The organism is Sediminibacillus sp. JSM 1682029, from assembly GCF_041366435.1.
Taxonomy (GTDB): domain Bacteria; phylum Bacillota; class Bacilli; order Bacillales; family Amphibacillaceae; genus Sediminibacillus; species Sediminibacillus terrae.
Window position 1 is genome coordinate 349,351 of record NZ_JBEWYY010000002.1, and the last position, 25,326, is coordinate 374,676.

Below are 25,326 nucleotides of genomic sequence, written 5' to 3' on the forward strand. Positions count from 1 at the left end.
GACGGCTTCACCCCCTTTAAAGCTTTTGCAGCCACTCTTCCAGCTGTTTCATCGCGTTTTTTCGATGACTGATTTGATTCTTTTCTTCTGGAGTCATCTCAGCCATTGTTTTCGTTGATCCCTTAGGGTAGAATACGGGATCATAACCAAATCCATTTTCTCCTGTCGGCTGATCGGCAACCCTTCCCTCACACGTGCCACGCTTGAAAAGGGTCGGTTTTCCCGGCCTTGCAACCGCCAATACACAAACAAATCTCGCAGTGCGTTCTTCTTCCGGGATGGTTTTCAATTCTTCCAACAGCTTGTCGATATTTGCCTGATCGCTTTTTTCCAAACCAGCGTAACGGGCTGAATAAATCCCCGGCCTGCCGTCCAGCGCATCTACTTCCAGGCCGGAGTCGTCTGCCAATACCGGAAGTGAAAACCTTTCTGCAATCGTCTCAGCTTTTAAAGCCGCATTTTCTTCAAACGTTTCACCGGTTTCTTCAATATCCGGAATGCTTTCGTCAAAGTCCAGCAAAGATTTAATCGTAATATTATATTTTAAAAACAAATTTCGAAAATCTTCAACTTTCCCTTTGTTTTTAGTAGCTATGATTAATTGCTCCATGACGATTCTCCCCACAGTTTTTATTTAGCCGTATGCTCACCGATAAAATCCGCCCATTTCCCAAGGGCTTGTTTTTGTATGGCAAAGATCTCCTGCAGCCCTTCATCGGCAAGCCCGAGCATCGTTTGCAACTGTTCCATCGAAAAGGTCGCTTCTTCTCCTGTTCCTTGTATCTCCACAAATTCACCAGATCCAGTCATGACGATGTTCATATCTACGTGTGCCTGGGAATCTTCTTCATATTGCAAATCAAGAATTTCTGTTCCATCTGGAAGGACCCCGACCGAGGTAGCTCCAAGGTAGTCAATTACCGGTATTTGTTTGAGAATGTTTTTTTCCACAAGGCTTCCGAAAGCAAGCACCACGGCGACAAAAGCACCGGTTATAGAAGCCGTCCTCGTTCCGCCATCTGCCTGGATCACATCACAATCGACCCAGACCGTCCGCTCACCTATTTTCTCCAAATCTACAACAGAGCGAAGCGAGCGGCCGATTAACCGTTGAATTTCCATCGTTCTTCCCGCCACTTTGCCTTTTGAGGATTCCCGGATGTTACGTTGCTCGGTCGCCCGCGGAAGCATCGCATACTCTGCTGTGATCCAGCCTTTTCCAGAGCCACGCATGAATGGAGGTACACGCTCCTCGATGCTTGCATTGCATATCACTTTCGTGTCGCCTACTGTTATGAGGACCGATCCTTCTGGATGTTTGACATAATCTACTTCCATATGTATTGGTCTTAATTCATTAACTTTTCTATCGTTATTTCTCATTGTAAGAATCCTCCTTCTAATCACTTATTAATCGTAACATATTTTTGCCAATTTATATAAGTTCATACTGTAAAACCAGGCAGATCGTCGTATCTCATGATGAACGCTTAAAAACTCATCCCGTGCAAATAAAATAAGAGAACATGCCAAAGGGAGCCAGTCGTACCGGCTCCCTTCATTGATTACAAATTGCCCGTAGGCACAAACATGCTTTTCGTGACAGGTTCTGTGTAAGCCGTGCCTGCTTCGTTGTAAATTTCCTCCATATCTGCTACATTCACGTCAACAGCTTCCACTCCGGGTTGATCAGTCAAAGTCAATACCAACGTTTCCATGACTTCATCCGCAATAGAGGCGTTCTCTACACTGTTCAATATATTTTCGTTAAAATCAAGTGTCAGCACCCCATCTTTGATGGTAGGCTCTGCAGTGAGACTTGTTCCCGCATTGAACACATTCAGCAAGTTCAAATCGAGTGACGGACCATCTACCAATGCTTGTACGATCGAAGCAAAATCCTCCGCATCTTCAGCCTCGACATGTTGGGTGACCGGCACGTGGTAAACCTGCTCTCCTTGCTGGGCCGGATAGTAAAGCGTCACTGCTTTACTATCCATCAAATCGATATTGTCGCCATTATAAATATTGATGCCATTTGCTCTGGAAACGCCTTTGCCGATCGGAGTGCCACTAACCGGCATCTCCTCTTTCGCTTTCCCGTTTATTTGCAGTTTTACCTTGTCTACATTTTCAAATTGAGTGAGGGTATAGGTCATGGATTGAAGAATCTTCTGTTCATCTTCTGCTTGATATTCGGCAAATTCCTCTGAAACGTCCACTGTCAATGTGCCTTCCTTAAGATTCAGGCTATTGATGGTCGTTCCGGCTGGTAATACTGCTTCGAAGCCATCCGGAAGAAGCTCTGTGACAGGGCCGTCCTTCACCAAATATTCCAGCGCCTGTTTTGCCACCTCTTTCGATTCCAGTTGCGGTAACTCCAATGTTTGCGGAACTACCATTCCATTAGCATCAAGTAAATACAATTGCCTTTCAACAGTTGTCGGCTCCGCTTCTTCTGTATCTGTTCCAGCCTCTGCCCCTTCCGTCTCCTGGCTATCCTCTTCTGCTTGTTGTCCCTCTTCTTCTGTCACCTCATCCAAGTTATCTGTAAGGGATGCTTCTTCCGGAGGAGTATCCATTTCCTTCAGAGTTTGCTCTCCCTGAAATACCCCGCAACCTGTTAACCCGAAGGCTGCACTTACAATGCCCACAGTAATGATCAATGACCGCTTCCTCATGTTTTCCCCTCCTACGATGGTTTGTACTACTATATATACGGTCTGTATGAAAAATTAGACCAAGCATCAGAAATTTTGTCTGGACAAATCTTCTAGTATCGTAAACTTGGCCGCAAATTCTCCCGGGGAAACGAGGTTTATAAGAAAAATCGGACATGCCATGACTTTATCTTTAAACTTGATTGTGGATTCTTGTTGCGTGTCAAGAAAAACAGTGAAGGAAAAAATGCTTTAAAGAGTTTTTTCAGCTTAATAATGTTCGTTATCGTACTGGAAAACGTGCCAAGGTTCACTTTGACCTGGTGACGCTTGTTTTTCATGCATCAAAATTAGCTGCAGATCGTATTAATGCTCAGTTAAGAAAAGTCATGTTGCATAAGTTATTTAAAAGTGGTTTTTCTTATAGATCTACCTTTTGATTAAAAATAGGAACAACAAGATAATGACTGAGTAGCCCGAATACCCGTAGACTCCTGCGGGAAGTGGGAGATCGGCAAGACCCCACAGGGCTCTGCCCGTTGAGGCTTGCCACTCCCCCGCGGAAAGCGGAGGGTATTCGGGCTACGGGCTAATGACAAAACGCTAGAAGGCTGCATTTTCAAAAACATGTTTATAAATTCTGCACAACTCTGCAAAAAAAGAGCAATGATGAAATTGATTCTTTATGTAAAAAAACAAGAATCAATCGAGTTCGAAACGTAAAGTTTCGAAGCACCAATCGATTCTTGGTTTCAGTCTATCTTTTGTACGACCCTTTTTTCAAACAGTTAGTGATATATTCGCTATTTCCGCTACAGGCTGATCAAGCCACGATTCAGCAATTCGTTCAAACACCGTGAGTTTTCCGGTAGTATACAACTTATGCTGCGGCCTGCGATCCCCATTGAACAGCTTGTTTTGATATTCCAGGATCGTGCTTACTTCTCTCGCTGTTTCTTCGCCTGAAGATATGATGGTCACCTTGTCACCGATCACTTCCTGTATCACTTCACGAAGAAGGGGATAATGGGTACAGCCCAATATCAACGTATCGATATGATTGCTCTTTTTCATAGGAATCAGGGTTTCGGAAACAATCCGGTATGTTTCTTCGCCCGCTAGTATTCCCTGTTCGACCATTGGAACAAAACGAGGACAGGCCAGGGCATTGATATGGATTTCCTCATTGATGCTTTTCAAAGCAGTAGGATATGCCTGGCTTTTAATGGTCCCTTCCGTACCTATGACTCCTATGTGAAGATTTTCTGTCGATTTTATCGCCGCCCTTGCTCCTGGTTGGATCACCCCAATAACCGGGATGGGCAATTCTTTTTGTAGCAGTTCAAGTGTGAAGGCTGTTGCTGTATTGCAGGCAATCACCAGCATTTTTATTCTTTTTCTCATTAAAAAGTTCACCAACTCTTTCGTGAACTGAATGACTTCCTGTTCTGGACGCGGTCCATATGGACAACGAAGGGTATCTCCTAAATAAATCAATTCCTCTCGCGGCAGCTGACGCATCAATTCGCGGGCAACTGTCAACCCTCCGACACCGGAATCTATTACACCAATTGGCTGATCCACCGTTCTCGCTCCTTTTCTTATTTTGTGCTGACTTTTTCCATCTGTAAGTGGAGCAGGTTCAATATACGTTCCAGTGTATCAACCTCTATATCCGAAACATTTTCTAATACCTCTCCCAAGTACTCCTGGCGTTTTTTAATGACTTCTTTTATGATCCTTTTCCCTTTATCAAGTAAATGGATCCGTACAACCCGACGGTCTTTGGAATCTTTCCGTCTCTCGACTAGTTGGTTTTTTTCCATCCTGTCTACTAAGTCGGTAGTGGTGCTAAAAGCCAGATTAATTTTATTGGACAGTTCGCCAATGGTCAAGTCCCCACTTTCGTTCAACCATTGCAAGGCGACAAACTGTGGAGCGGTAATCGGGTAATTGGTCAAGATTTCTCTACCTTTTTGTTTAATGATTGCTGCTATATACCGTAACTTTTTTTCGATTTCTGCGATCGTTGTTTCTTCTGAAGTGTTATGCAACTGCTAGCCCCCTTTCGGCAGGACACTTATATAAAATGTAATCATAAAATCCTAAAAGTGCAAGAGCAGCTGTTTAATCTGCGTCCGCTTCCGTAACGGATCCTGTTTTTAAATCGTCAGCTATTGATCCCTGTAAATGTTGCTCTGCCAATATATAGAGTGAATCCCCTTCCTGGATCAATGCATCTCCATCCGGAGTGATTACCTTGCCATGGCGGACGATTGCGTTGATCAATGTATTTTTGGGAAGACGGATGTTTTTGATTTTTTTGCCATTTACCCAATCCTGTTTTTCAACTTTATATTGTACTATGTCAAGATTCTTTTGACCAACAGTGAGCACTTGGAGTTGTTCGAGATCGTGAGGTGGGGGCGGATTGACCAATCCAAGCTTTGTTGCCGCATACGGAATGGACGCCCCTTGGATCAGTGCAGAAGTCAACACAATAAAGAACACGGCATTGAAAAACAACTGACTATTCTCCATTTCGGCAAGCATGGGAAATAAAGCCAGTATAATCGGAACGGCACCTCTTAAGCCGGCCCACGATAAAAATGCCTTTTCCTTCAAGCTGTACTGCCAGGGAAGAAGGGAAATCCAGGTCGCGATCGGCCTTGCAACCAAAATCAAAATCCCTGATAACAAAAGGCCGTGGAGGATAATCCAATCAGAAAACAGACGCGAAGGGAATACAAATAGACCTAGAATGATGAACATCAATATTTGCGCCATCCAACTGAAACCCTCGTTAAACTTGTGAATCGATTCCCGGAACGATAAATCCAGGTTTCCGACCACAAGCGCCGTTATATATACCGCTAAAAACCCGCTGGCATTCACCAGGGAGGTAACACTATACGAAAAAAAGGCAAAAGCCAATCCAAACAACGGATATAACCCACCGGATGACAGTTTTATTTTGTTAAGAGAAACACTTGCCATTTTTCCGGTAAAAAGTCCTAACAGCAATCCCCCTGCCATTTGCCAAAAAAATTGCAGTGCCAGTGACCATATCCCCGACCGATCTGTCGTAATCAATTCTATAAAGGAGATGGTCAGAAAGAAAGCCATCGGATCATTCGTCCCGGATTCCCCTTCAAGTGTTGCTTCAATTTTGTCATCGATGTTCTTATCCTTTAAGACGGCAAAAACTGCTGCAGCATCGGTTGAACCGACAAGCGAACCTAAAAGAAATGATTCCAGCCAGCTGAAACCGAATACCAATTTGGCCCCGACAGCTACAATAGTGGTCGTAAGCAGCACACCGATCGTAGCAAGCGAAACAGAAGGCAGCACCACCGGCTTGATGGTCTTCCAGTGCGTTTGAATTCCACCTTCATACAAAATCACAACCAGTGAAAAAACACCGATTGCCTCGGCTATTTGTACATTATTAAAATATAGCAATCCGAGTCCGTCTGAACCGACCACCATTCCCGCTCCTATAAACAGTACCAGCGATGGCAGGCCAAAGCGGTCCGACAACTTGGTTATCAAAATACTGAATAAAAGCAATAGTGAAGTGAGTAAAATGATTTTATCTGATTCTATGACTTCTTGTATCACAAAGTCCCCTCCCACGACGAAAAATGCAGCAACCGTTGATAACGTTATGCCTAAACACATACCCGTTTTTCCCTTGCTTGTATCATGGTTTCTGCCGTTTGCAATCATAACCGCCGTAAGGAGAGATTCTCTATCCCTTGAGAATGCAACTTAAAAAACCGACCTTCAAAAAGAAAGTCGGTTTCTTACTAGAGCTTAAGTTCCCCCATACGAAGGAGCTCTACGACTGCTTGTGAACGCCCCTTGACACCTAATTTTTGCATAGCATTTGATATGTGATTCCGAACAGTCTTTTGTGAAATAAACAGTTCCTGGGCTATTTCTTTTGTTGTTTTGTCCTGTACTAGAAGTTCAAATACTTCTTTCTCACGTTTGGTCAATAGTTGCTTCGGCTTGTAGTCACTATCATTCAAGTGTTAACCCCTCCTTGCTGTCTTTAAAGCCACATGGTGAAGGGTGTTTATTTAGTCAATGTATTTTATGTGAAAGTTGTATAACCCGTGAATTAGATTTGCTTAATTATGCGGATATTTTACGAATGAGGGAAGGTGTCACGGTCCTGAAGCAAGCCTTTTCTTCTCCTCTTCGGAGAATGGCGCCGGTTTGCCGGTGTGAACGTTTATCTGGACCAGTCTTCCCCTACCTGTGATACATAATTCTTCCTTTTGATTAACACCTAAGTAGTGTATGTCAATGGATGTATTACCGATTTGGTTCACTTTGACATACAGTTTCATTTGATCATTGAAATACATTTGGCGATGATAGTCACACTGCAAGTCTGCCACAATCGGAATGGTATCTGTATTTTGCATATCGTCCCGGAACAAACCCACTTCCTTTAAAAAAGCAATGCGAGCTTCTTCAAAGTAGATGAATGGTGAAACATTGTTCACATGGCCGAACATATCCGTTTCCGAAAAACGGATTTGGATAGGGATGAAAAACGCAAAACTTTTTTTCCAACTCTCAAAATCCTCTATGTAATTGACTGCTTTCATTTTCTGTCCGCCTTTCATCAAAAGTAAAGTAACCGCTTTCAAATAGAGGATAAAGAAGCCTTTACCCATCTGGGTAAAGGCAGTCTTTTCCTGACAGTTTCACTTATAATCAATAAACATGGTCGCTGCCAAAGAAGTTTTTAAATGCTTGAATATTGGTATCTCTGTTCATTGCGGCAATGGAAGTAGTCAATGGAATGCCTTTCGGACAAACCTGGACACAGTTCTGGGAGTTTCCACATCCATGGATACCTCCGTCTTCCATTAAAGCTTCCAGGCGTTCGCCTTTATTCATTTGCCCGGTTGGATGCGCATTGAACAAGCGGACTTGGGACAACGCAGCCGGCCCGATAAAGTCGGAATTGCTGTTTACGTTCGGGCAAGCTTCCAAACAAACGCCACAGGTCATACACTTGGACAATTCATAAGCCCACTGCCGTTTCTTTTCCGGCATACGCGGTCCTGGTCCTAAGTCATACGTTCCATCGATCGGAATCCAGGCCTTTACTTTCTTAAGCGAATCAAACATCCTGCTTCTGTCCACTGCCAAATCCCTGACCACAGGAAATGTAGACATCGGTTCCAGTCTGATAGGCTGTTCGAGCTGGTCGATAAGCGTGGCACAAGATTGTTTTGCTTGTCCGTTGATTACCATCGAACATGCTCCACACACTTCTTCCAAGCAATTCATTTCCCAAAAAACAGGAGTAGTATTTTCCCCATTGGCATTGACAGGATTTCTGCGGATTTCCATCAATGCAGATATGACATTCATATTCTCTCTGTAAGGTACTTTAAAGGTTTCCTCATAGGGAGAAGAGTCTGGACTGTCCTGTCGTGTAATGATCAAAGTTATCGTTTTATCAGCCATGATTACCTTGCCCCCCTTATTTTTTCTTACTGTAGTCTCGTTTTCTTGGTTTAATCAATGACACATCGACATCTTCATATTCAAAGACCGGTTCATTGTTAACCGCATCATACGACGCCTTGGTCGTCTTCAACCATTCTTCGTCGTTTCGCTCCGGAAATGCAGGTTTATAGTGGGCACCACGGCTTTCGTTTCGATTATAAGCACCGATAGTGATGACCCTGGCTAGTTGCAGCATGTTCTTCAACTGCCGTGTAAACATGACACCCTGATTGCTCCAACGGGAAGTATCATTGATATTGATATTCTCCCAACGCTCCATCAATTCTTTAATTTTTTCATCTGTTTTCAATAGTTTTTCATTGTCCCGGACCACGGTGACGTTGTCGGTCATCCATTCTCCAAGCTCACGATGAATTTGATAGGCATTTTCTTCGCCGTTCATGCTCATCAATTTTTCAAAGGTTTCTTGCTCCTCTTTCAGCTTTTCATCATAAAGAGAGGAGGGGATGTCTTCTGTCGTTTTTTCCAGTCCTTCGATATATTTTATGGCATTCGGACCGGCAACCATGCCGCCAAAAATAGAAGACAGAAGTGAATTAGCCCCCAAGCGGTTTCCACCGTGCTGGGAATAATCGCACTCGCCGGCAGCAAAAACACCCGGGATATTGGTCATCTGATCATAATCGACCCAAAGACCGCCCATCGAATAATGGACCGCAGGGAAAATTTTCATCGGTACTTTACGCGGATCTTCACCGACAAACTTTTCGTAGATTTCGATAATTCCGCCCAGTTTAACATCCAGCTCTTTCGGATCTTTATGGGAAAGATCCAGGTAAACCATATTTTCTCCATTGATACCAAGCTTCTGGTTGACACAAACATCGAAAATCTCACGCGTCGCGATATCGCGAGGTACAAGATTTCCATATGCCGGATATTTTTCTTCAAGGAAATACCACGGTTCCCCATCCTTATAAGTCCAGACCCTTCCACCCTCGCCGCGGGCAGACTCACTCATCAAGCGGAGTTTGTCATCTCCGGGAATGGCTGTCGGATGGATTTGGATAAATTCCCCGTTTGCATAAATGGCACCTTGCTGATAAAGGGCACCTGCAGCAGAACCGGTATTGATGACCGAGTTAGTCGATTTTCCGAAAATGATCCCCGGACCTCCGGTTGCCAGGATTACTGCATCCGCTTTGTAAACCTTGATCTCATGATTTTGAATATGCTGGGCCACTATTCCACGACCTACGCCTTCTTCATCGATTACCGCAGAAAGAAACTCCCAGTTTTCATATTTGGTAACCAACCCTTCCACTTCGTAACGACGGACTTGTTCATCCAGTGCATATAGGAGCTGTTGTCCGGTTGTAGCACCGGCATATGCTGTCCGATGATGCTGGGTTCCGCCGAAACGACGGAAATCCAATAAGCCTTCCGGTGTTCTGTTGAACATTACCCCCATCCGATCGAGCATATGGATGATGCTTGGCGCTGCGTCACACATAGCTTTAACAGGAGGCTGGTTGGCAAGGAAATCGCCTCCGTAGACTGTGTCGTCAAAATGTTCCCATGGAGAGTCTCCTTCTCCTTTTGTATTAACCGCCCCGTTAATACCACCTTGCGCACAAACAGAGTGAGAACGTTTTACTGGTACGAGAGACAGCAAATCGACGTGAACTCCTGCTTCTGCTGCCTTTATTGTCGCCATTAAGCCGGCCAGACCGCCACCAACGACGACGACGTTAAGATTACTCATTTTTTGCTCACTCCCCTATTTCACTTAATACTCTTTATTTTCTGTTTAAATTTATGCTCCGTAGGCAAAAGCAAAGATCGCCCTTACACCTATATAGGTTACTATTAAGAAAACGACCAGCGTTGCGTATGTAGCCACTCTTTGAGAGCGTGGTGTGATCGTGAATCCCCATGTAACCAGGAAGCTCCATAAACCGTTCGCAAAATGGAACGTTGTAGAAACGACTCCGACAATGTAGAACCAGAACATAAACGGCTGTGTCAGGATGTTCTCCATTAAGCTGTAATTAAGTTCTGCATCCCCAAGGCCAATGGCAATCCGTGTTTCCCATACGTGCCAAGCGATAAAGATAAGCGTGATGATGCCGGAAACCCTTTGCAGCGTGAACATGATATTCCGGAAAAAGCTGTAACGCCTATTGTTGTACTTGACCGTAAAAACAATATAAACACCTAAAATTGCATGGAAAAGAATTGGAATGTAAATCACCACGAACTCGAGCACAATCCTGAACGGCAAGTCATGAATGAAACCGGCCGCTTGTTCAAAGCTTTCTCTCCCATACACGGCAAAATGATTGACCAGCAGGTGCTGTATCAAAAACACACCGATTGGAATTACCCCTAAAAGTGAATGTAGTCTGCGATAGAAAAAATCGCGATTCTCCGCCATGTGTACCCCCCTCACCAAAAATTCCTTATGATATGATCTGTGCATCTTTCCGGATAAAGCGCTTTACTTTCCAATAAATAGAAAACCAACCGCGTGAGATTTCTCGAAAAATGCACATTTTTGTGACACACTTATTGTACTTCTATCCTAGTGGAGCGTCAAGAAAACGATTCACAAAATCCTCCAGCGGGTAAGGAATTATAGCCTGTTTTTTCTAGTACGGGTTGCATGAATAACAAAATCGGGTAATAATAGTTTGGTAGGAAAGGAATGAATGACATGGGGAAAAACAGACAGCTTACCGACGGAACCACCCTTGATATTTTACATACATCCGGAGCCGGATATGATATACTGCGTTACGTTTGCCTGCCGGAATTGCTCGGAAAAGAAGCTCCGCCCATTCTATACATAATGGGTAAGAACCTGGCAAGAAAGATGGAAATCGGCAGCGTGGACGAAATCATCCATTTCTTTGAAAAAATGGGCTGGGGAAAATTGCAATTGATAAAAGAAAAGCGGCGAGAGATGATTTGGGAATTAACTGCTGAACAAATCAATGCCCGTCAGCAAGTACATCTGCCAGAAGTCGACTATCGTTTGGAAGCCGGGTTTCTTGCAGAGGCAATTCAACAAATAAAAGGACTTCCCTGCGAGGGTATTGAAGAGGTCAAACCAAAAAACAGTAGTGTCCATTTGAGTATCGTCTACACGAAATGACTGAAACACAAGCGGATGAGTCTACCCTCATCTCGATAGGAAGGTGCGGCCCCATTTTCGTCAGAACATTTTTTGTACGGGTAAGGCCTGCCCTCATTGAAAAAGGACCATGTTCTTTTGAGTTGACTCACTCTCCTTTAAACCAGCCTTTCAGGCGGGAATTCCATTGTATTCTGTCTTCGCTTACTATATTTCCTGACACACTGTAATGAAAATCTATTGCCAAGCGGATACTTCCATGTCCATGGCAAAAAACTCATATTTGTCACTTCAACAAAAAAACCGGATTGGCGAGCAATCAATTCAATTGCGCCGATCCGGTTTCACTTATTCCTCTGCTTTATTCTCATTCTCATTCAAGTGTTGAAGAATCGCATCTGCAGTAGGAGCAGGGAGCCCCAAACGGACCAAGTCCTCTTGACTGGCATTTTTTATCTCGGTAACCGATTTAAAATGCCTCAGCAGCAATCTTCGACGTTTTTCCCCTACTCCCGGGATGTTATCAAGTTCTGATTTGAACACGCTTTTCCCCCGAAGCTGACGATGGAATGTGATTGCAAACCGATGAACTTCATCCTGTATCCGCTGAATCAAATAAAATTCTTTCGAGTTCCGGTCCAAATCCACAACGGCAGGGGGAACTCCATAAAGTAACTCGCTTGTCCTGTGCTTATCGTCCTTGGCAAGTCCGCACAAAGGAATATCGAGGCCGAGTTCGTTTTCCAAGACATCGGAAGCAGCCTTCATTTGCCCTTTTCCTCCGTCGATTACAATCAAATCTGGAAGTGGAAGCCCCTCTTTCAACACTCTTGAGTAACGCCGCCTCACTACTTCACGCATCGTCTCGTAATCATCCGGCCCTTCCACACTGCGGATTTTATACTTCCGATATTGTTTCTTGTCCGGTTTCCCGTCTATGAAAACAATCATCGCCGACACAGGATCGGTTCCCTGGATATTCGAATTGTCAAAAGCCTCGATCCGATGCGGGGTTTCAATGTGAAGCTTTTCTCCTAAGTTTTCTACTGCAAGGATTGTCCGTTCTTCATTCTTTTCTATGATAGAGAATTTTTCTTCCAAAGCAATTTCCGCATTTTTTTCTGCCAATTCCACCAGCTCTTTTTTTCTTCCTCTGTATGGAACCGTAACATCCACTTCAAGCAGTTCTTTCAGCAAGTCTTTGTCAGTCGGGGCGGGAACCAACACCTGCTTCGGCTTCGGGTGATTTTGATGAAGATAAAACCTCCCGATAAAACTTAAAAAGGTATCAGCCGGATCGTCAAAAAAAGGAAAAATCGAGACATCCCGCTCAATCAATTTGCCTTGTCTTACAAAAAACACCTGGACACACATCCAGCCTTTGTCAAAGGAATAGCCGAACACATCTCTGTCCACTGTATCTTTAAGCGTCATTTTTTGCTGTTCCATCACTGCATCGATGTGCTGGATTTGGTCGCGCAGCTCTTTGGCCCGTTCGAAATCGAGGTCCTCAGATGCCTTATACATTTTTGTTTTAAGTTCTTTTTTGATTTCCTTATGACCGCCACCCAGAAAAGAACTGATGCTTTGAACGATTTGCTTGTTCGTTTCTTGGGATACTGGAAACTGGCAAGGACCTAAACACTGGTTCATATGGTAATATAAACAAACCCGGTCCGGCATTTTATCGCATTTTCGCAGAGGATACAGCCTGTCCAGCAGTTTTTTCGTCTCTCTGGCTGCAATCACATTCGGGTACGGACCGAAATATTTCCCCTTGTCTTTTTTTACTTTTCTTGTCACGATCAGCCGGGGATGCTCTTCCGCTGTTATTTTTAAATAGGGATATGTTTTATCGTCCTTCAACAAGACATTATATTTAGGATCATATTTTTTGATTAAATTCATTTCAAGAATAAGCGCTTCAATTTCAGAAGAGGTGACAATATATTCAAATTCCACAATCTCCTGCACCAATCTTTGTGTTTTTTGATCGTTTGCCCCGGTGAAATAGGAGCGGACACGGTTTTTCAATACTTTCGACTTTCCCACATAGATAATGGTGCCTTGTTTATCTTTCATCAGATAACAGCCTGGTTGAGCGGGCAGTACTGCAAGCTTCTCTTTTATACGTTCGTTCATGTGTTACTTCCCCCAAATGCGATATTGAGTCTAATGCCAATAAAGAAAAAGCACAACTACCTGTTTAAAGAAATACAGGTTATGTTCTCACTTTCTCTCTCAACGTCTGCATGGCCCACATCCTGCGGGCTTCTGAAAAGTTATCGGTGACATTAAAACAGTCCCTTGTCACAATCATGGCAACAAGGGACTGTTTGAGCATTTATCAGTACAACTGCAGTTGGCAGCACTTTTAGGAGTGCTTATTAATTAAATCTACCAATGCTTCTTTCGGTTGGAAGCCGATTACTTGATCCACTACTTCTCCATCTTTGAATAAAAGAAGTGTAGGAATGCTCATAACTCCGAACTTCCCGGCTGTTTCCTGGTTTTCATCGACATCAAGTTTGACGATTTTGACTTTGTCGCTCATCTCATCATCGATTTCTTCCAAAACTGGAGCGATCATTTTACACGGCCCGCACCAAGGTGCCCAAAAATCGGCCAGAACGACACCGTCTCCTGTTTCTGTTGAGAAGTTTTGATCGGTTGCAGTTACAATTGCCATTTATATTTCCTCCTCTTGAGTCCTTTTTTCCATCCATGGATGGAAGCTTTACTAATTATCATCCGATTCCGGATATGATTCATTAGTATAGCAGACATTTTTGTCAGGATAAATGTTAATTCGTCTTAGAGTATAGCATCCTTTTTTCCTTTAACGCTAATAGTTTGCTTACAATGTATCATTTCCAAGGTCGTTTCTTCCATTCAATTTTTCTTATTTTATTTATTCTTGATTCATCGTATTTCCACCATCATGAAAAAGTGCAAAAAAAGCGGCGACAGTGCCCCGTAAGCCCTCTGCCGCCTATTTGTCATCAGGCATTCACTTTTGCCTGTTTGATTTCTTCTATCAATTGAGGAATGATTTCAAATAAATCTCCTACAATTCCGTAATCAGCAATGTTGAAAATATTTGCTTCCGGATCTTTGTTGATGGCGACAATCACCTTAGAGTTAGACATACCTGCAAGATGCTGGATCGCCCCGGAAATGCCACAGGCAATATATAAATCCGGTGTAACCACTTTCCCTGTCTGGCCGATTTGCAGGGAATAGTCGCAATAGTCTGCATCACATGCACCCCTTGATGCACCAACAGCACCTCCCAATACTTCTGCCAGTTCGTACAAGGGATCGAACCCTTCCTTGCTTTTCACACCTCTGCCACCAGCGACGATTACCTTCGCTTCCGACAAGTCCACTCCGTCAGCAGTTTTCTTTATGACATCGGAAATAACCGTACGCAAGTCGTCAATTTCCACTTCCATTGCCGTTATATCTCCAGTACGAGATGTATCCTTTTCCAATGCCGCGACATTGTTAGGCCGGATTGTCACAAAAAGAATTCCATCGGTAATGATCTTCTTTTCAAATGCTTTCCCTGAGTATATAGGTCTGGTAAAGACAACATTGTCACCGGCTTCTTCCAACTCCGTCACATCGGATACTAAGCCGGTTTCAAAACGGGCGGCCAATTTCGGCGTCAAGTCTTTTCCTATCGCCGTATGGCCCATTACGATGGCATCGGGCTCCTCCTTTTCAATAATCCGCCCAACGGCCTGGGCAAATCCTTCCGATGTATACGTTTCCAATTTTGAATGTTCTACCACTAATGCTCGATCTGCTCCGTAATGGATCATTTCTTCAGCAAGTGACTTCAAACCAGCCCTCCCGCATACAAGGCCGACTATCTCTCCTCCATCGCTTATGGTTTCAGCTGCCGCTATTGCCTCAAAGGTTACGTTTCTTAAGACTCCGTCCCGCGTTTCACCTATTACCAGTACTTTTCTGCTCATGTCCATGCTCCTTCCCTTCTGCTTGTTTATAATACCTTGGCTTCTGTTTTAAGCAATGACACCAGTTCTTTTACCTGGTCATTGACTTCTCCTTCCAGCACTCTGCCCGCCGCTTTTTCTGGTGGAAGGAATACTTCGATTGTTTTCGTTTTCGGTTCCACGTCGTCCTCATCCAAGTCAAGATCATCTAGTTCCAGCTCTTCCAAAGGTTTTTTCTTTGCTTTCATTATGCCTGGAAGGGATGGGTACCGCGGCTCATTCAATCCTTGTTGACAAGTTACCAGAAGCGGCAGACTTGTTTGGACTTTTTCCACGTCCCCCTCGACATCCCTCTCTATGTCAGCGCTTTCTCCTTTGATCTCCAGATTGGTGATTGTTGTTACATAAGGCATCCCCAGTCTTTCTGCAAGTCTTGGGCCCACCTGACCGCTAGCTTCATCAATGGCAACATTTCCAGCCAATATTAGATCAGGCTGTTTACCCTCAAAGTAAGCTTCCAGTATTCTTGCGGTAGTGAACTGATCTCCTGCCTCCAAATCGTCTTCCGTATTGATCAGAACGGCCTTGTCCGCTCCCATCGCCAACGCAGTCCTCAATTGTTTTTCGGAATCCTCTTCCCCAATGGTCACTACAGTTACTTCACCGCCATGTTGATCGCGCTGGTTTATCGCTTCCTCTACGGCATATTCATCATACGGATTGATAATGAACTCCGCTCCGTCCTCATCGATCTTGCCTTGTTGAATGTTGATTTTTTCTTCCGTATCAAACGTTCTTTTTAAAAGCACATAGATATTCATCTTATCATCCTTTCTATTTGTCTCGAAAATTCGGCTTTCTCTTTTCTATGAAAGCACGTATTCCTTCGTTGGCATCTTCATTTCCGAAAATCTCCCCAAACGCTTCCGCCTCTGCTTCAATCCCTTCCTGAAAATTACTGTTTTTCGTGTAAGGAATCAGCTTCATCACACGATGGATGGTCGGCCCGCTTTTCGCTGCCACTTTTGCAGCAAGTTCCTCAGCCTTTTCAAACAATACTTCTTCGGGATAGCTATGATTGGCAAGTCCATATTCGGCAGCTTTGCTCCCGCTGATCGGTTCACCAGTCAAAATCATTTCATATGCTTTCGCGGCTCCTACATAAGCAGGCAAACGCTGCGTTCCGGCAAATCCGGGAATAATTCCGATTGTCAGTTCTGGAAGGCCAAGTTTTGCTTGTTCACTGACGAGCCGGATGTGACAGGCCATTGCCAATTCAAGCCCGCCACCTAAAGCCGCTCCATGAATAGCGGCAATAATAGGAATCTTGAACCCCTCCATCCGGTTAAACAGTACTTGCCCTTGTTTGGCCAGTGCTTTATAATCTTCCGCCTGTTGAAGGGAAGTGAACTCCTTTATGTCAGCTCCCGCCGAGAAAAATTTCCCTTCCCCTTTTAAAATAATCGCTTTGATGTCTTGTGCTTGTTCCATCTCGTCTAATATGGATTCTAGTTTCTCCAAAATGGAACGGGACAAAGCATTGGCAGGCGGACTACTGATCGTGAGACTGGCCACCTGTCCCGACTTTTGATAGTGAATAGTACCCATTCTTTCTCCTCCTTGCCACCCTTAAAGGTTATCTTTTTGAGATTCCGTTGATCAGAAGCTCGTGAACTTCCTCAGCCTGATCCGCCAAACTGTATTTATGATCCTTCATCACCCAGTTGGTGACTGTCTCATCAATGGTTCCGAAAATCATCTGCCTGACCAACTTTTTATTCAAATCTTCCTGAAACAGTTTCTCTTCCACCCCTTCTTCGATGATACTGTCAATGACGGTTAAATAACGCTTCAATACTTCATTGATTTTTTTTCGCAGTTCGGGATTGGATTGGCGCAGCTCCAACTGGGTTACAATAGCCAAGGGAAGGTTGGCTCCAAGCTGACTGAAATGCAGCCGGATTAATTCAAGCAATTTTTCTTCGGCATTGCTCTTTTCCGCTATTTCCTGTTCGATTCTTTCGATGAATTGGCCCATTTTTTCTTGAAACAAGGAGACGAGGATATCCTCTTTATTTTTGAAATATAAATAAATGGTTCCGTCTGCCACCCCTGCTTTTTTTGCAATCTTGGACACTTGTGATGAATGATATCCATTCTTGGCTATGACCTCTACTGCTGCATCAATAATCTGGTTGAACTTTGGTTTGGTGTTTTTCATTGTTACATTCTCCTAGTGGAAATTCTTATAATGAATGAATAATCATTCACCTTTATTTTACAAGTGCCCACTTCTTCTGTCAACCATGTTGAGCTTGTCTATTAAAATTGCAACCTGGCTTTCGCCAAGTCTGGAACTCTCATAAGTATCAAACCGTTTTGGTTGCTTCCCGCACCAATTTCTTCTTATCTTCCTCGACCAGCTTCCTGCGCAATATTTTCCCAACGGCTGTTTTCGGCAGTTCATCCATGAATTCATAAATACGCGGAACCTTGTAAGCGGCTAAATGTTTGCGGCAAAATCGGTCCAACTCTTCTTCATCCAGCTGCACCCCAAGCTTCGGAACAATATAGGCCTTTACCGTTTCACCGCGATATTCGTCAGGTATCCCTGCAATGACTACCTCCTGCACTCCATTAAACTCATAAAGCACCTCTTCCACTTCTCTCGGATAAATGTTATATCCGCCGGCAATGATCATATCTTTTTTTCTATCGACCACATAAAAGTATCCTCGTTCATCCATATAGCCGATATCCCCTGTAAGGAGCCAGCCGTCTTTCAATACCTGTTCCGTTTCTTCTTCTCTGTTCCAATACCCTTTCATCACTTGGGGCCCCTTTACGGCAATTTCTCCTATGTCCCCGTATGGCAACTCCTGAAGCGACTCCATGTCGACTATCTTAACATCCGTGTCAGGCCAAGGCACACCGATACTGCCACTGACATTGTTACCGTTCAAGAAATTGGAATGGGTGACGGGAGATGATTCGGTCAATCCATAGCCCTCCACTAGATTTCCTTTCGTCACTTTTTGAAATTGTTGCTGCACTTCTGCCGGAAGTGGTGCCGACCCACTTAAACATGCTTCGATGGATGATAGATCGTACTGCTTGAGCCGTGGATGATGAAGCAGGGCGATATAAATAGTCGGAGCACCCGGAAAAACAGTTGGTTTTTGTTTTTCAATTGTTTTCAAGACATCCTCCGGTTCAAATTTCGGCATAAGGATCATTTTCGAACCAGTCATAATAGAATAGTTCATCACGGTTGTCATCCCATAAACATGAAAAAAAGGAAGTACTCCCATTACGATATCCCTTTTCTGTTTGCTTCCAAGCCAGGCTTTGGACATCAACCCGTTGGAGACAAGGTTATAATGGGTCAGCATGACGCCTTTCGGATATCCGGTTGTCCCTCCTGTGTATTGCAATAAAGCAAGGTCCTCTTTCGGATCAATGGCACAAGCTTCCAATCTCCGACCCGTTTCGGAAATCACCTGGCTCCAGAGATGCGTATCGGCGGACGCCTCCAGTTTTACAACCATATTGTACTGCTTTTTTTGGATAAAAGGGTAGATCAAATTCTTAGGGAAAGGCAGGTATTCCTTGATTTGGGTCACTACTATGTGATCCAACGCCGTATTTTTCTTTACTTTGGAGACACGAGGAAGCAAAATGTCAAGGCATATGATAACTTTTGCCCCGGAATCCTGGAGTTGATATTCCAATTCACGTTCCTGGTAAAGGGGATTGGTTTGAACGACAATCCCTCCTGCCATCAGTACCGCATAATAGCCGATGACAGCCTGGGGAGTATTTGGCAGCATAATCGCAACGCGGTCCCCTTTTTTGATACCAAGAGATTGGAGGAATCCTGCCAATTTCAAAGCCTGCTCATAGACTTCTTCATACGTCATTTCCCTGCCCATGAAATAAAGCGCTTTCATTTTTGGGTTGTTCAGAGCGCTTTCCTCCAAGTATTCATGCAGAGGTTTCTCGTCATAGCGAATGCTCGTTGGGATATCGGCAGGATACTGTTTCAACCACGGTTTTTCATTGCCCATCCAACTACCTCCTTTTTTGTATTAAGTTCATTATAACTTTTTCAGCTGTTTTTTGAAATGTTTTTTATTTTTCCACCATTCCCGGAACTCCTGTGAGGTCCGCTCCTCAAGACACATTCACCATGTAGATGATTCCGACAATGAGAAATACGACAGCAACCACCGCCAGGACCTTTGCCAATGTTTCCATGCAGTAACTCCCCCTCTATTTATCCGATACTTGCTCCGATGACAAAAGATAGACCGACCGAGATAACCATTGACACAAACCCCACCGCCCGGTTATCACTGGCAATTTCATCATCAATTTTATATGTAGGTGTCAAAAATTCAAAGATGAAGTATCCGATCAATAACAAAAAGAATCCGAACATCCCCCAACCGATACTTTGTAAAAGTGTATCATTATGTTCGATGGAATACCTGAAGATATTGGCTATACCGAATATTTTCCCGCCGGTAGCCATCGCTACTGACATGTTTCCATTTTTGATTTCTTCCCAATTTTTATAAGAAGTGACGATTTCGAAAACAGCAAGAAACAAAACCAGACATAAAATAGAAACACTGTATCTTGCTGCAGTTTCGACGAGCGTATTTTCCCAAAACCCGGTCATGGTTACAACTCCCTTTTTGAATGCTGTGAGTCTTTATCCAATCTCAAGCGATTCGCTCCCGGGCATTTTCTCACCCGGGACCTGATTGATCGCTAAAAATTAAAATTCTAAAACCGTGACACCGCTCCCTCCTTCATTCATACCACCTGCACGATAATTGGTGATACGCGGGTGTCTTTTGGCGAATTCCTGTACCCCGTTTCTCAAGGCACCGGTTCCTTTCCCGTGGATGATCGACACTCGTGGATACCCGGCTAACAGGGCATCATCGACATATTTCTCCAGTTGCTGTAAGGCATCTTCATACCTTTCTCCCCGGAGATCCAGTTCTGTCTTGACACGATAGCTGGAACCTTTCACCGTTGCCATTGGTTTTTCGACCAAAGGTTGTTCCCGTTTAACAAATTGTAAGTCCTTTTGCTTTGCTTTCATTTTCATTATACCAATTTGGACGAGAAATTCCTTGTCATTCACTTTCTCTAAAATCGTCCCTTGCTGATTGATGGTTAAAAGTTTGACTTCATCACCTGGATGCAATTCCTGGTGTTCCTGTTTCTCTTCCTTTGACGTCGTCTGTCGCTTTTTCGCTAATTGTGGCTGTGCTTCGTCCAGCATTTTCCTCGCTTCGATCCACTCATGTTCTTTCAAACCGCTTTGCTTCATAGACCGAAGCTCGGAGACAATTGTCTCCGCCTCTTCGCGAGCTTTTTGCAAGGCTTTTTCTGCTTTTTCTTCAGCTTTTCTATATACCGATTCCCGTTTTTCTTCAAGGTCCCGCCATTGTTTTTCGAGATCCTGTTTTAAACGCTCTGCTTCATCGAGGGTCCTGCTGGCAGCTTCATAGTCTTGTTCTGCGCCACGCCTTGATTCTTCTAAAGAAGCAATCATGTTTTCAACACTTTTCGAATCTGTTCCTATATGGTTCCTGGCAATGCTGATGATTTCCTCATCAAGTCCAAGTCTCCGGGAAATTTCAAAGGCATTGCTTCGACCCGGCACGCCTATAAGCAACCGGTATGTCGGTTTAAGGGTTTGAACATCAAATTCAACAGATGCATTGATGACATTTTCCCTGTTATACCCATAAGCTTTCAATTCCGGATAATGTGTCGTGGCAACAATCCGAGCATCTTTCCTGATTACTTCGTCAAGGATCGCCATAGCGAGGGCAGCACCCTCTTGCGGGTCTGTGCCCGCTCCTAATTCATCAAACAATACAAGCGTTTGACTATCGACATGTTTCAGAATCTCGACGATGTTTGTCATATGAGAAGAAAAAGTACTCAAGCTTTGTTCTATCGATTGTTCATCTCCGATATCGGCAAACACATTGGAAAATACGGCAAGCTCACAACCGTCCATCGCCGGTATCTGTAATCCTGATTGAGCCATCAACGTACAAAGCCCGATCATTTTCAATGTGACTGTTTTTCCACCTGTATTCGGTCCTGTAATAACAATGGAGGTATAGGTCTCCCCAAGTTCCACATCGTTCGCAACCACTTCATCTTCTGGAATCAATGGATGCCGGGCCTGCTTCATCCTGATAATACCTTGATCATTCATGGTCGGCATAGCGGCACGCATTTGTTTACCGAGTTTTGCCCGTGCAAACATGAAATCAATTTGACCGAGGGATTCCACATTTTGATACAAAAATTCCTGATCTTCTGCAATTCGTTCCGACAAGCCGCGCAGGATACGTTCTATTTCATTTTTCTCCTCAGCCCTTGCCTCCGACAACTGATTGTTTAAATCAACCACTGCCTGCGGTTCAATAAACAAAGTGGCACCGGAAGAAGACTGATCATGCACAATACCTCCAATGGCTCCTCGGTATTCTTGTTTTACCGGTAAAACATAGCGCTCATTCCGTATCGTGACTATCGCATCGGACAGCATTTTCGATTTGGTTCTTGTGTAATTTTCCAAGCGGTCACGTACACGGCTTTCATTCGTCCGGATTTTCGACCTGATGGTCCGCAATTTATCAGAAGCACCGTCCATCACATGGCCATGATCATCAATACAGCTCTTGATTTGTCGCTCCAATTCATTCAGGGGGACAATTTGATCGGTAAACTCCCGGATAATCGGCAGTTCCGGTTCTTCCATCTCGGCGATAAAAGATTTCATTTGCTTTCCGCCATAAATGGTGCTGGCAATATCAAGACATTCGCCAGGATTCAAAACGCCCCCGATAATCGTGCGCTGGATGCTTGGTTTAATATCAAAAATACCGCCCAGCGGAACATAACCTTTCAATCTCAGTACTTGAGCCGCTTCATCCGTTTCCGCTTGCAGCCGATTGACTCTCTCCAATTCGTGGGAGGGCTTCAAGGATGCAGCCCGTTCCTTTCCTAATGAAGAGGCTGCTTGATCTGTAAGCATGTCAATGATTTTCTTATATTCAAGTACCTGGTAAATTCTTTCGTTCATGAATATAAACTCCTTTTATTCGAAAGGCTTTTCCCTCAAGCCTTTTATTTGTTACGGTTAAACAAAGTCACTAATTCATCCTTCGTCCACGTGTTAATCACAGATTCAGGTCTCAACCAGCCTTTCCTTGCAGAGCCGACCCCCACATCCATAAACTCTAAAGTATGGTAGCTGTGCGCATCTGTATTGATTGCAATGTTTACTCCCTTCTCCTGGGCCTTCTGCAGCCACTTCCATGACAAATCGAGGCGATTCGGATTGGCATTCAGCTCTAAAACTGTTCCTGTTTCCCTGGCTTTGTCAATCAGCATGTCCACATCTGCCGCATAACCTTTACGCCGTCCAATCAACCTTCCTGTAGGGTGGGCAATGACATTGACATAAGGATTTTCAACAGCTGCCAGCAATCGGTTCATGATTTTTTCCTGAGATTGCGAAAAGCTGGAGTGAATTGCACCGATGACGTAGTCCATCTCCTTAAGAAAATCATCACTGAAGTCGAGTGAACCATCTGGCAGGATATCCATTTCCACTCCCGCAAAAATATGGATATCCGAATATTTATCATTCAACCGCGCTATTTCTTCTGCCTGTTTTTTCAACCGATCTTCATCTAATCCGTTGGCAACCCTAAGATATTTGGAATGATCCGTAATGGCAATGTACTCATAGCCGCGTTCTCTTGCTTTTCCCACCATCTCCTCGACGGACTGGGCACCATCGCTCCAAGTTGTGTGCATATGCAAATCTCCGCGTATATCAGCCGGTTCCACCAATCGTACAGAAGAACGGAATTCCTCTAGTTCGCCCAGGTTTTCCCTGACTTCGGGCGGGATAAAGTGAAGGCCGAAATGTTCGAAAAATTGCTGTTCTGTTTCAAAAGTGATGATTTTTCCAGATTCACTGTTTTCAATGCCATACTCGTTGATCTTTTCTCCTTGAGCTTTCGCAAGCTGCCGCATGGCGACGTTATGGTCCTTCGAGCCTGTAAAGTGATGGAGCGTCGTTGCGAATTCTTCAGGAGCTACAATCCGAAAATCCACATTTACATCATATCCTTCTTCAAGGACGACAGAAACCTTTGTATCTCCGGTAGCTATTTCTTCTTTTATGTTTTCCAGCTGTAACAAGGCATCCCTTACCTCTTCCGGTCGGTCGGCTGCAATGATAAAATCGAGATCCTTGATTGTTTCACTCATACGGCGGATACTTCCGGCCCGGGAAAAACGGAGGATCGGTTCTATTTGCTGCAAATACCCTTCAATTTTTTCTGCGATTGGCAGCATGAATGCAATCGGGAGACGTTCAGGCCGGTTGGTTGCCTCGTCCAGCGCTTTGACTATCTTTTCGGCTGATTTTTTCCCGAAACCGCTCAATGCCTCGACCTTGCCTGTTTCACATGCTTCTTTTAAACTGGCTGCATCCACTACACCCAGTTCTTGATAAAGCCTGGCGAGTTTTTTTCCACCCAAGCCAGGCAAATTCAGAAGCGGCACCAAGCCCTCCGGTACTTCTTCTTGCAGTTGTCTCAAGGTGTCCGATTCTCCATTGGCGATAAAAGAGTCGATGACAGTGGCTGTACCTTTTCCTATTCCAGTTATTTTCGTGAAATCATCGATTTCATTCAGCGAGCGGTCGTCTGTTTCCAAAGCTTGGGCTGCTTTTCGGTAGGCAGATATTTTGAAAGGATTCTCCCCTTTCAACTCCAGGTAAACAGCTATTTTTTCCAACAGTTTAATGACATCTTTTTTATTTATTTCCATCCTTGGCACCGTCCTTTTATTTGCTTTCATTCTAGAAGGGTTCCTATATAGATGATATCTCATTACCAGTCCCAGCGAGTAAAAAGAGACTACCCCCATTGACAGTTTGATATCTCCGCTCCACGGAGTGCACAGTAACTGGTTTCATCCAGCCACGCGCCATGCAGTGCAGTGTTAGGAGATAACTGCCTGTTGGAACAGCCTCTTCAGCCGGAGCGTAAATACCGGCATTCTATTATTTAGCCTGAAATAATCCAGCTACATGTTCGAACCATAGAGCTTTTAGCTGTCCCGAGATAAAAGGGGTATGTTCGATCATGAAGGAGGCAATCATTGATCGCTCCAGAATAGTCTGGACGAATTGAATCGGAAGCAGAGCTCCGATGTATAATAGCAGGAAAACCAGCAGGTATACCTCAACAAACCCGAGGATACCACCCAGTAAACCATTGATGGAACTCAAAATCGGCAAAGCTGCTACAAAATCCAGCATGGAAGCGATGATTTGAAGCGCAATCCGCACCGCAAAAAAGATGATAGCAAACGCTATGGCGTTATAAAAAGCTGTCTCCAACGGGAGGGAATCAAGAAAGATTCCCCACGAAGCATCATCCGGCATATCCGGGTAGGGAATCCAAAGTTTCAGCTTCGGTGCTAAATCGTCATAATAAGCCGCCGCTATGATAAAGGCGGCAATAAAACCAATCAAATGGAATAATTGCAAAATAAAACCTCGTTTAAGGCCTGTAAAAAAGCCAAAAATGAGAATGACAATCAAAATTAAATCAATCATTGTTATCTTGTTCCTTTTTCTGTTTAATTGAACCTAACAGTTCGGTATACTCTTCCTTCAATTTTAAATAATCGTTCATCGTGTTGACAGCTGTCAACACCGCAAGCCTTGTCGTATCCAGGCTTCGATTTGTTTCCTGTATTTCCCTCATTTGCTGATCGACAAGACTCGCCACCATCCTGACATGGTGAGCAGGCTCATCTCCTACAATTGTATAGGAACGATTGTGTATCTCTACTGTAGTACGTGTTTTGTCAGATTGGGACACGTTTTTCCCCCCTTGTTCTCATAGCTACCATATGTTCAATCAGCGTCGTCCGCTATTAGTTTGTTTTCACCAACTGCGTCTAACTTTCGCTTTAACATGGTTTTTCGGAAACCGGAACCATTTTA

At 44.0% G+C, this 25,326-nt stretch carries 24 protein-coding genes and 1 pseudogene; 2 read left to right on the forward strand and 23 right to left on the reverse strand.

Annotated elements, in window-relative coordinates:
* Positions 1-16 precede the first annotated feature (16 nt).
* The 3 genes from ABVF09_RS05630 to ABVF09_RS05640 all read right to left on the reverse strand — a co-directional run bounded on the left by ABVF09_RS05630 (position 17) and on the right by ABVF09_RS05640 (position 2,681).
* A complete protein-coding gene (locus ABVF09_RS05630) occupies positions 17-610 on the reverse strand; it encodes an XTP/dITP diphosphatase (RefSeq protein WP_371068748.1) in 594 nt (197 codons plus the stop codon).
* Positions 611-630: 20 nt separating this feature from the next.
* Positions 631-1,383: a ribonuclease PH gene (rph, locus tag ABVF09_RS05635; protein WP_026569775.1), complete on the reverse strand. Its 753-nt coding sequence runs from the start codon at positions 1,381-1,383 to the stop codon at positions 631-633.
* Between the two features lie 182 nt (positions 1,384-1,565).
* The gene (locus ABVF09_RS05640) at positions 1,566-2,681 is read right to left on the reverse strand and encodes a GerMN domain-containing protein (protein WP_026569774.1); all 1,116 of its coding nucleotides are present in this window, start codon (positions 2,679-2,681) and stop codon (positions 1,566-1,568) included.
* Between the two features lie 233 nt (positions 2,682-2,914).
* Here ABVF09_RS05640 and ABVF09_RS05645 point away from each other — a divergent pair.
* Positions 2,915-3,100 (forward strand): annotated as a pseudogene (locus ABVF09_RS05645) (hypothetical protein); the annotation flags it as partial.
* 340 nt (positions 3,101-3,440) lie between these two features.
* Here ABVF09_RS05645 and racE read toward each other — a convergent pair.
* The 8 genes from racE to ABVF09_RS05685 form a co-directional block, all read right to left on the reverse strand.
* Positions 3,441-4,244 carry a glutamate racemase gene (racE, locus tag ABVF09_RS05650; RefSeq protein WP_026569773.1) on the reverse strand — a complete coding sequence of 268 codons (804 nt, stop codon included), beginning with the start codon at positions 4,242-4,244 and terminating at the stop codon, positions 3,441-3,443.
* A gap of 17 nt (positions 4,245-4,261) precedes the next feature.
* Positions 4,262-4,714 (reverse strand): MarR family winged helix-turn-helix transcriptional regulator, encoded by a 453-nt coding sequence (locus ABVF09_RS05655; RefSeq protein WP_026569772.1) that lies wholly within the window; start codon positions 4,712-4,714, stop codon positions 4,262-4,264.
* A 73-nt stretch (positions 4,715-4,787) separates the two neighbouring features.
* On the reverse strand, positions 4,788-6,281 hold the full coding sequence (locus tag ABVF09_RS05660) for a potassium/proton antiporter (RefSeq protein WP_371068749.1): 1,494 nt from the start codon (positions 6,279-6,281) through the stop codon (positions 4,788-4,790).
* Positions 6,282-6,469: 188 nt separating this feature from the next.
* The gene (locus ABVF09_RS05665) at positions 6,470-6,694 is read right to left on the reverse strand and encodes a helix-turn-helix domain-containing protein (RefSeq protein ID WP_026569771.1); all 225 of its coding nucleotides are present in this window, start codon (positions 6,692-6,694) and stop codon (positions 6,470-6,472) included.
* 138 nt (positions 6,695-6,832) lie between these two features.
* Positions 6,833-7,282 (reverse strand): acyl-CoA thioesterase, encoded by a 450-nt coding sequence (locus ABVF09_RS05670; RefSeq protein ID WP_026569770.1) that lies wholly within the window; start codon positions 7,280-7,282, stop codon positions 6,833-6,835.
* A 109-nt stretch (positions 7,283-7,391) separates the two neighbouring features.
* Entirely contained in the window at positions 7,392-8,153 is a 762-nt protein-coding gene (gene sdhB, locus ABVF09_RS05675; RefSeq protein WP_026569769.1) for a succinate dehydrogenase iron-sulfur subunit, read from the reverse strand.
* 16 nt (positions 8,154-8,169) lie between these two features.
* Entirely contained in the window at positions 8,170-9,921 is a 1,752-nt protein-coding gene (sdhA, locus tag ABVF09_RS05680) for a succinate dehydrogenase flavoprotein subunit (protein ID WP_026569768.1), read from the reverse strand.
* A 51-nt stretch (positions 9,922-9,972) separates the two neighbouring features.
* A complete protein-coding gene (locus ABVF09_RS05685) occupies positions 9,973-10,593 on the reverse strand; it encodes a succinate dehydrogenase cytochrome b558 subunit (RefSeq protein ID WP_026569767.1) in 621 nt (206 codons plus the stop codon).
* 279 nt (positions 10,594-10,872) lie between these two features.
* Between ABVF09_RS05685 and ABVF09_RS05690 the strand changes: the two genes are divergently transcribed.
* Positions 10,873-11,313 carry a YslB family protein gene (locus ABVF09_RS05690; RefSeq protein WP_026569766.1) on the forward strand — a complete coding sequence of 147 codons (441 nt, stop codon included), beginning with the start codon at positions 10,873-10,875 and terminating at the stop codon, positions 11,311-11,313.
* Between the two features lie 327 nt (positions 11,314-11,640).
* Here the strand turns inward: ABVF09_RS05690 and uvrC are convergent, their stop codons facing one another.
* The 12 genes from uvrC to zapA all read right to left on the reverse strand — a co-directional run bounded on the left by uvrC (position 11,641) and on the right by zapA (position 25,201).
* Positions 11,641-13,434, reverse strand: coding sequence for an excinuclease ABC subunit UvrC (gene uvrC / locus ABVF09_RS05695; RefSeq protein WP_026569765.1), 1,794 nt, complete (start codon positions 13,432-13,434; stop codon positions 11,641-11,643).
* 232 nt (positions 13,435-13,666) lie between these two features.
* Positions 13,667-13,981 carry a thioredoxin gene (trxA, locus tag ABVF09_RS05700; RefSeq protein ID WP_026771093.1) on the reverse strand — a complete coding sequence of 105 codons (315 nt, stop codon included), beginning with the start codon at positions 13,979-13,981 and terminating at the stop codon, positions 13,667-13,669.
* A 313-nt stretch (positions 13,982-14,294) separates the two neighbouring features.
* The gene (locus tag ABVF09_RS05705) at positions 14,295-15,275 is read right to left on the reverse strand and encodes an electron transfer flavoprotein subunit alpha/FixB family protein (RefSeq protein WP_371068750.1); all 981 of its coding nucleotides are present in this window, start codon (positions 15,273-15,275) and stop codon (positions 14,295-14,297) included.
* A gap of 26 nt (positions 15,276-15,301) precedes the next feature.
* Positions 15,302-16,075, reverse strand: coding sequence for an electron transfer flavoprotein subunit beta/FixA family protein (locus ABVF09_RS05710; RefSeq protein ID WP_026569763.1), 774 nt, complete (start codon positions 16,073-16,075; stop codon positions 15,302-15,304).
* 13 nt (positions 16,076-16,088) lie between these two features.
* Positions 16,089-16,862: an enoyl-CoA hydratase gene (locus ABVF09_RS05715; protein ID WP_371068751.1), complete on the reverse strand. Its 774-nt coding sequence runs from the start codon at positions 16,860-16,862 to the stop codon at positions 16,089-16,091.
* 28 nt (positions 16,863-16,890) lie between these two features.
* Positions 16,891-17,475, reverse strand: a complete 585-nt coding sequence (locus ABVF09_RS05720) for a fatty acid metabolism transcriptional regulator FadR (protein ID WP_026569761.1) — start codon at positions 17,473-17,475, stop codon at positions 16,891-16,893.
* A 148-nt stretch (positions 17,476-17,623) separates the two neighbouring features.
* Entirely contained in the window at positions 17,624-19,321 is a 1,698-nt protein-coding gene (locus tag ABVF09_RS05725; protein ID WP_371068752.1) for a long-chain-fatty-acid--CoA ligase, read from the reverse strand.
* Positions 19,322-19,530: 209 nt separating this feature from the next.
* The gene (locus ABVF09_RS05730; protein ID WP_026569759.1) at positions 19,531-19,938 is read right to left on the reverse strand and encodes a DUF350 domain-containing protein; all 408 of its coding nucleotides are present in this window, start codon (positions 19,936-19,938) and stop codon (positions 19,531-19,533) included.
* A 99-nt stretch (positions 19,939-20,037) separates the two neighbouring features.
* Entirely contained in the window at positions 20,038-22,377 is a 2,340-nt protein-coding gene (locus ABVF09_RS05735; protein ID WP_371068753.1) for an endonuclease MutS2, read from the reverse strand.
* 44 nt (positions 22,378-22,421) lie between these two features.
* A complete protein-coding gene (gene polX, locus ABVF09_RS05740; protein ID WP_026569757.1) occupies positions 22,422-24,140 on the reverse strand; it encodes a DNA polymerase/3'-5' exonuclease PolX in 1,719 nt (572 codons plus the stop codon).
* A 235-nt stretch (positions 24,141-24,375) separates the two neighbouring features.
* The gene (locus ABVF09_RS05745) at positions 24,376-24,933 is read right to left on the reverse strand and encodes a CvpA family protein (protein ID WP_026569756.1); all 558 of its coding nucleotides are present in this window, start codon (positions 24,931-24,933) and stop codon (positions 24,376-24,378) included.
* Positions 24,926-25,201 (reverse strand): cell division protein ZapA, encoded by a 276-nt coding sequence (zapA, locus tag ABVF09_RS05750; RefSeq protein WP_026771090.1) that lies wholly within the window; start codon positions 25,199-25,201, stop codon positions 24,926-24,928. Before zapA ends, ABVF09_RS05745 begins: the two co-directional genes overlap by 8 nt.
* Positions 25,202-25,326 lie beyond the last annotated feature (125 nt).

Coding starts and splice junctions, on each gene's coding strand:
- ABVF09_RS05630 (WP_371068748.1), bottom strand. CDS start 610: ATGGAGCAATTAATCATAGCTACTAAAAACAAAGGGAAAGTTGAAGAT.
- polX (WP_026569757.1), bottom strand. CDS start 24,140: ATGGAAATAAATAAAAAAGATGTCATTAAACTGTTGGAAAAAATAGCT.
- ABVF09_RS05640 (WP_026569774.1), bottom strand. CDS start 2,681: ATGAGGAAGCGGTCATTGATCATTACTGTGGGCATTGTAAGTGCAGCC.
- ABVF09_RS05690 (WP_026569766.1), top strand. CDS start 10,873: ATGGGGAAAAACAGACAGCTTACCGACGGAACCACCCTTGATATTTTA.
- rph (WP_026569775.1), bottom strand. CDS start 1,383: ATGAGAAATAACGATAGAAAAGTTAATGAATTAAGACCAATACATATG.
- ABVF09_RS05710 (WP_026569763.1), bottom strand. CDS start 16,075: ATGAATATCTATGTGCTTTTAAAAAGAACGTTTGATACGGAAGAAAAA.
- ABVF09_RS05720 (WP_026569761.1), bottom strand. CDS start 17,475: ATGAAAAACACCAAACCAAAGTTCAACCAGATTATTGATGCAGCAGTA.
- ABVF09_RS05730 (WP_026569759.1), bottom strand. CDS start 19,938: ATGACCGGGTTTTGGGAAAATACGCTCGTCGAAACTGCAGCAAGATAC.
- ABVF09_RS05745 (WP_026569756.1), bottom strand. CDS start 24,933: ATGATTGATTTAATTTTGATTGTCATTCTCATTTTTGGCTTTTTTACA.
- ABVF09_RS05725 (WP_371068752.1), bottom strand. CDS start 19,321: ATGGGCAATGAAAAACCGTGGTTGAAACAGTATCCTGCCGATATCCCA.
- ABVF09_RS05705 (WP_371068750.1), bottom strand. CDS start 15,275: ATGAGCAGAAAAGTACTGGTAATAGGTGAAACGCGGGACGGAGTCTTA.
- ABVF09_RS05735 (WP_371068753.1), bottom strand. CDS start 22,377: ATGAACGAAAGAATTTACCAGGTACTTGAATATAAGAAAATCATTGAC.
- trxA (WP_026771093.1), bottom strand. CDS start 13,981: ATGGCAATTGTAACTGCAACCGATCAAAACTTCTCAACAGAAACAGGA.
- ABVF09_RS05715 (WP_371068751.1), bottom strand. CDS start 16,862: ATGGGTACTATTCACTATCAAAAGTCGGGACAGGTGGCCAGTCTCACG.
- ABVF09_RS05685 (WP_026569767.1), bottom strand. CDS start 10,593: ATGGCGGAGAATCGCGATTTTTTCTATCGCAGACTACATTCACTTTTA.
- ABVF09_RS05670 (WP_026569770.1), bottom strand. CDS start 7,282: ATGAAAGCAGTCAATTACATAGAGGATTTTGAGAGTTGGAAAAAAAGT.
- sdhB (WP_026569769.1), bottom strand. CDS start 8,153: ATGGCTGATAAAACGATAACTTTGATCATTACACGACAGGACAGTCCA.
- sdhA (WP_026569768.1), bottom strand. CDS start 9,921: ATGAGTAATCTTAACGTCGTCGTCGTTGGTGGCGGTCTGGCCGGCTTA.
- uvrC (WP_026569765.1), bottom strand. CDS start 13,434: ATGAACGAACGTATAAAAGAGAAGCTTGCAGTACTGCCCGCTCAACCA.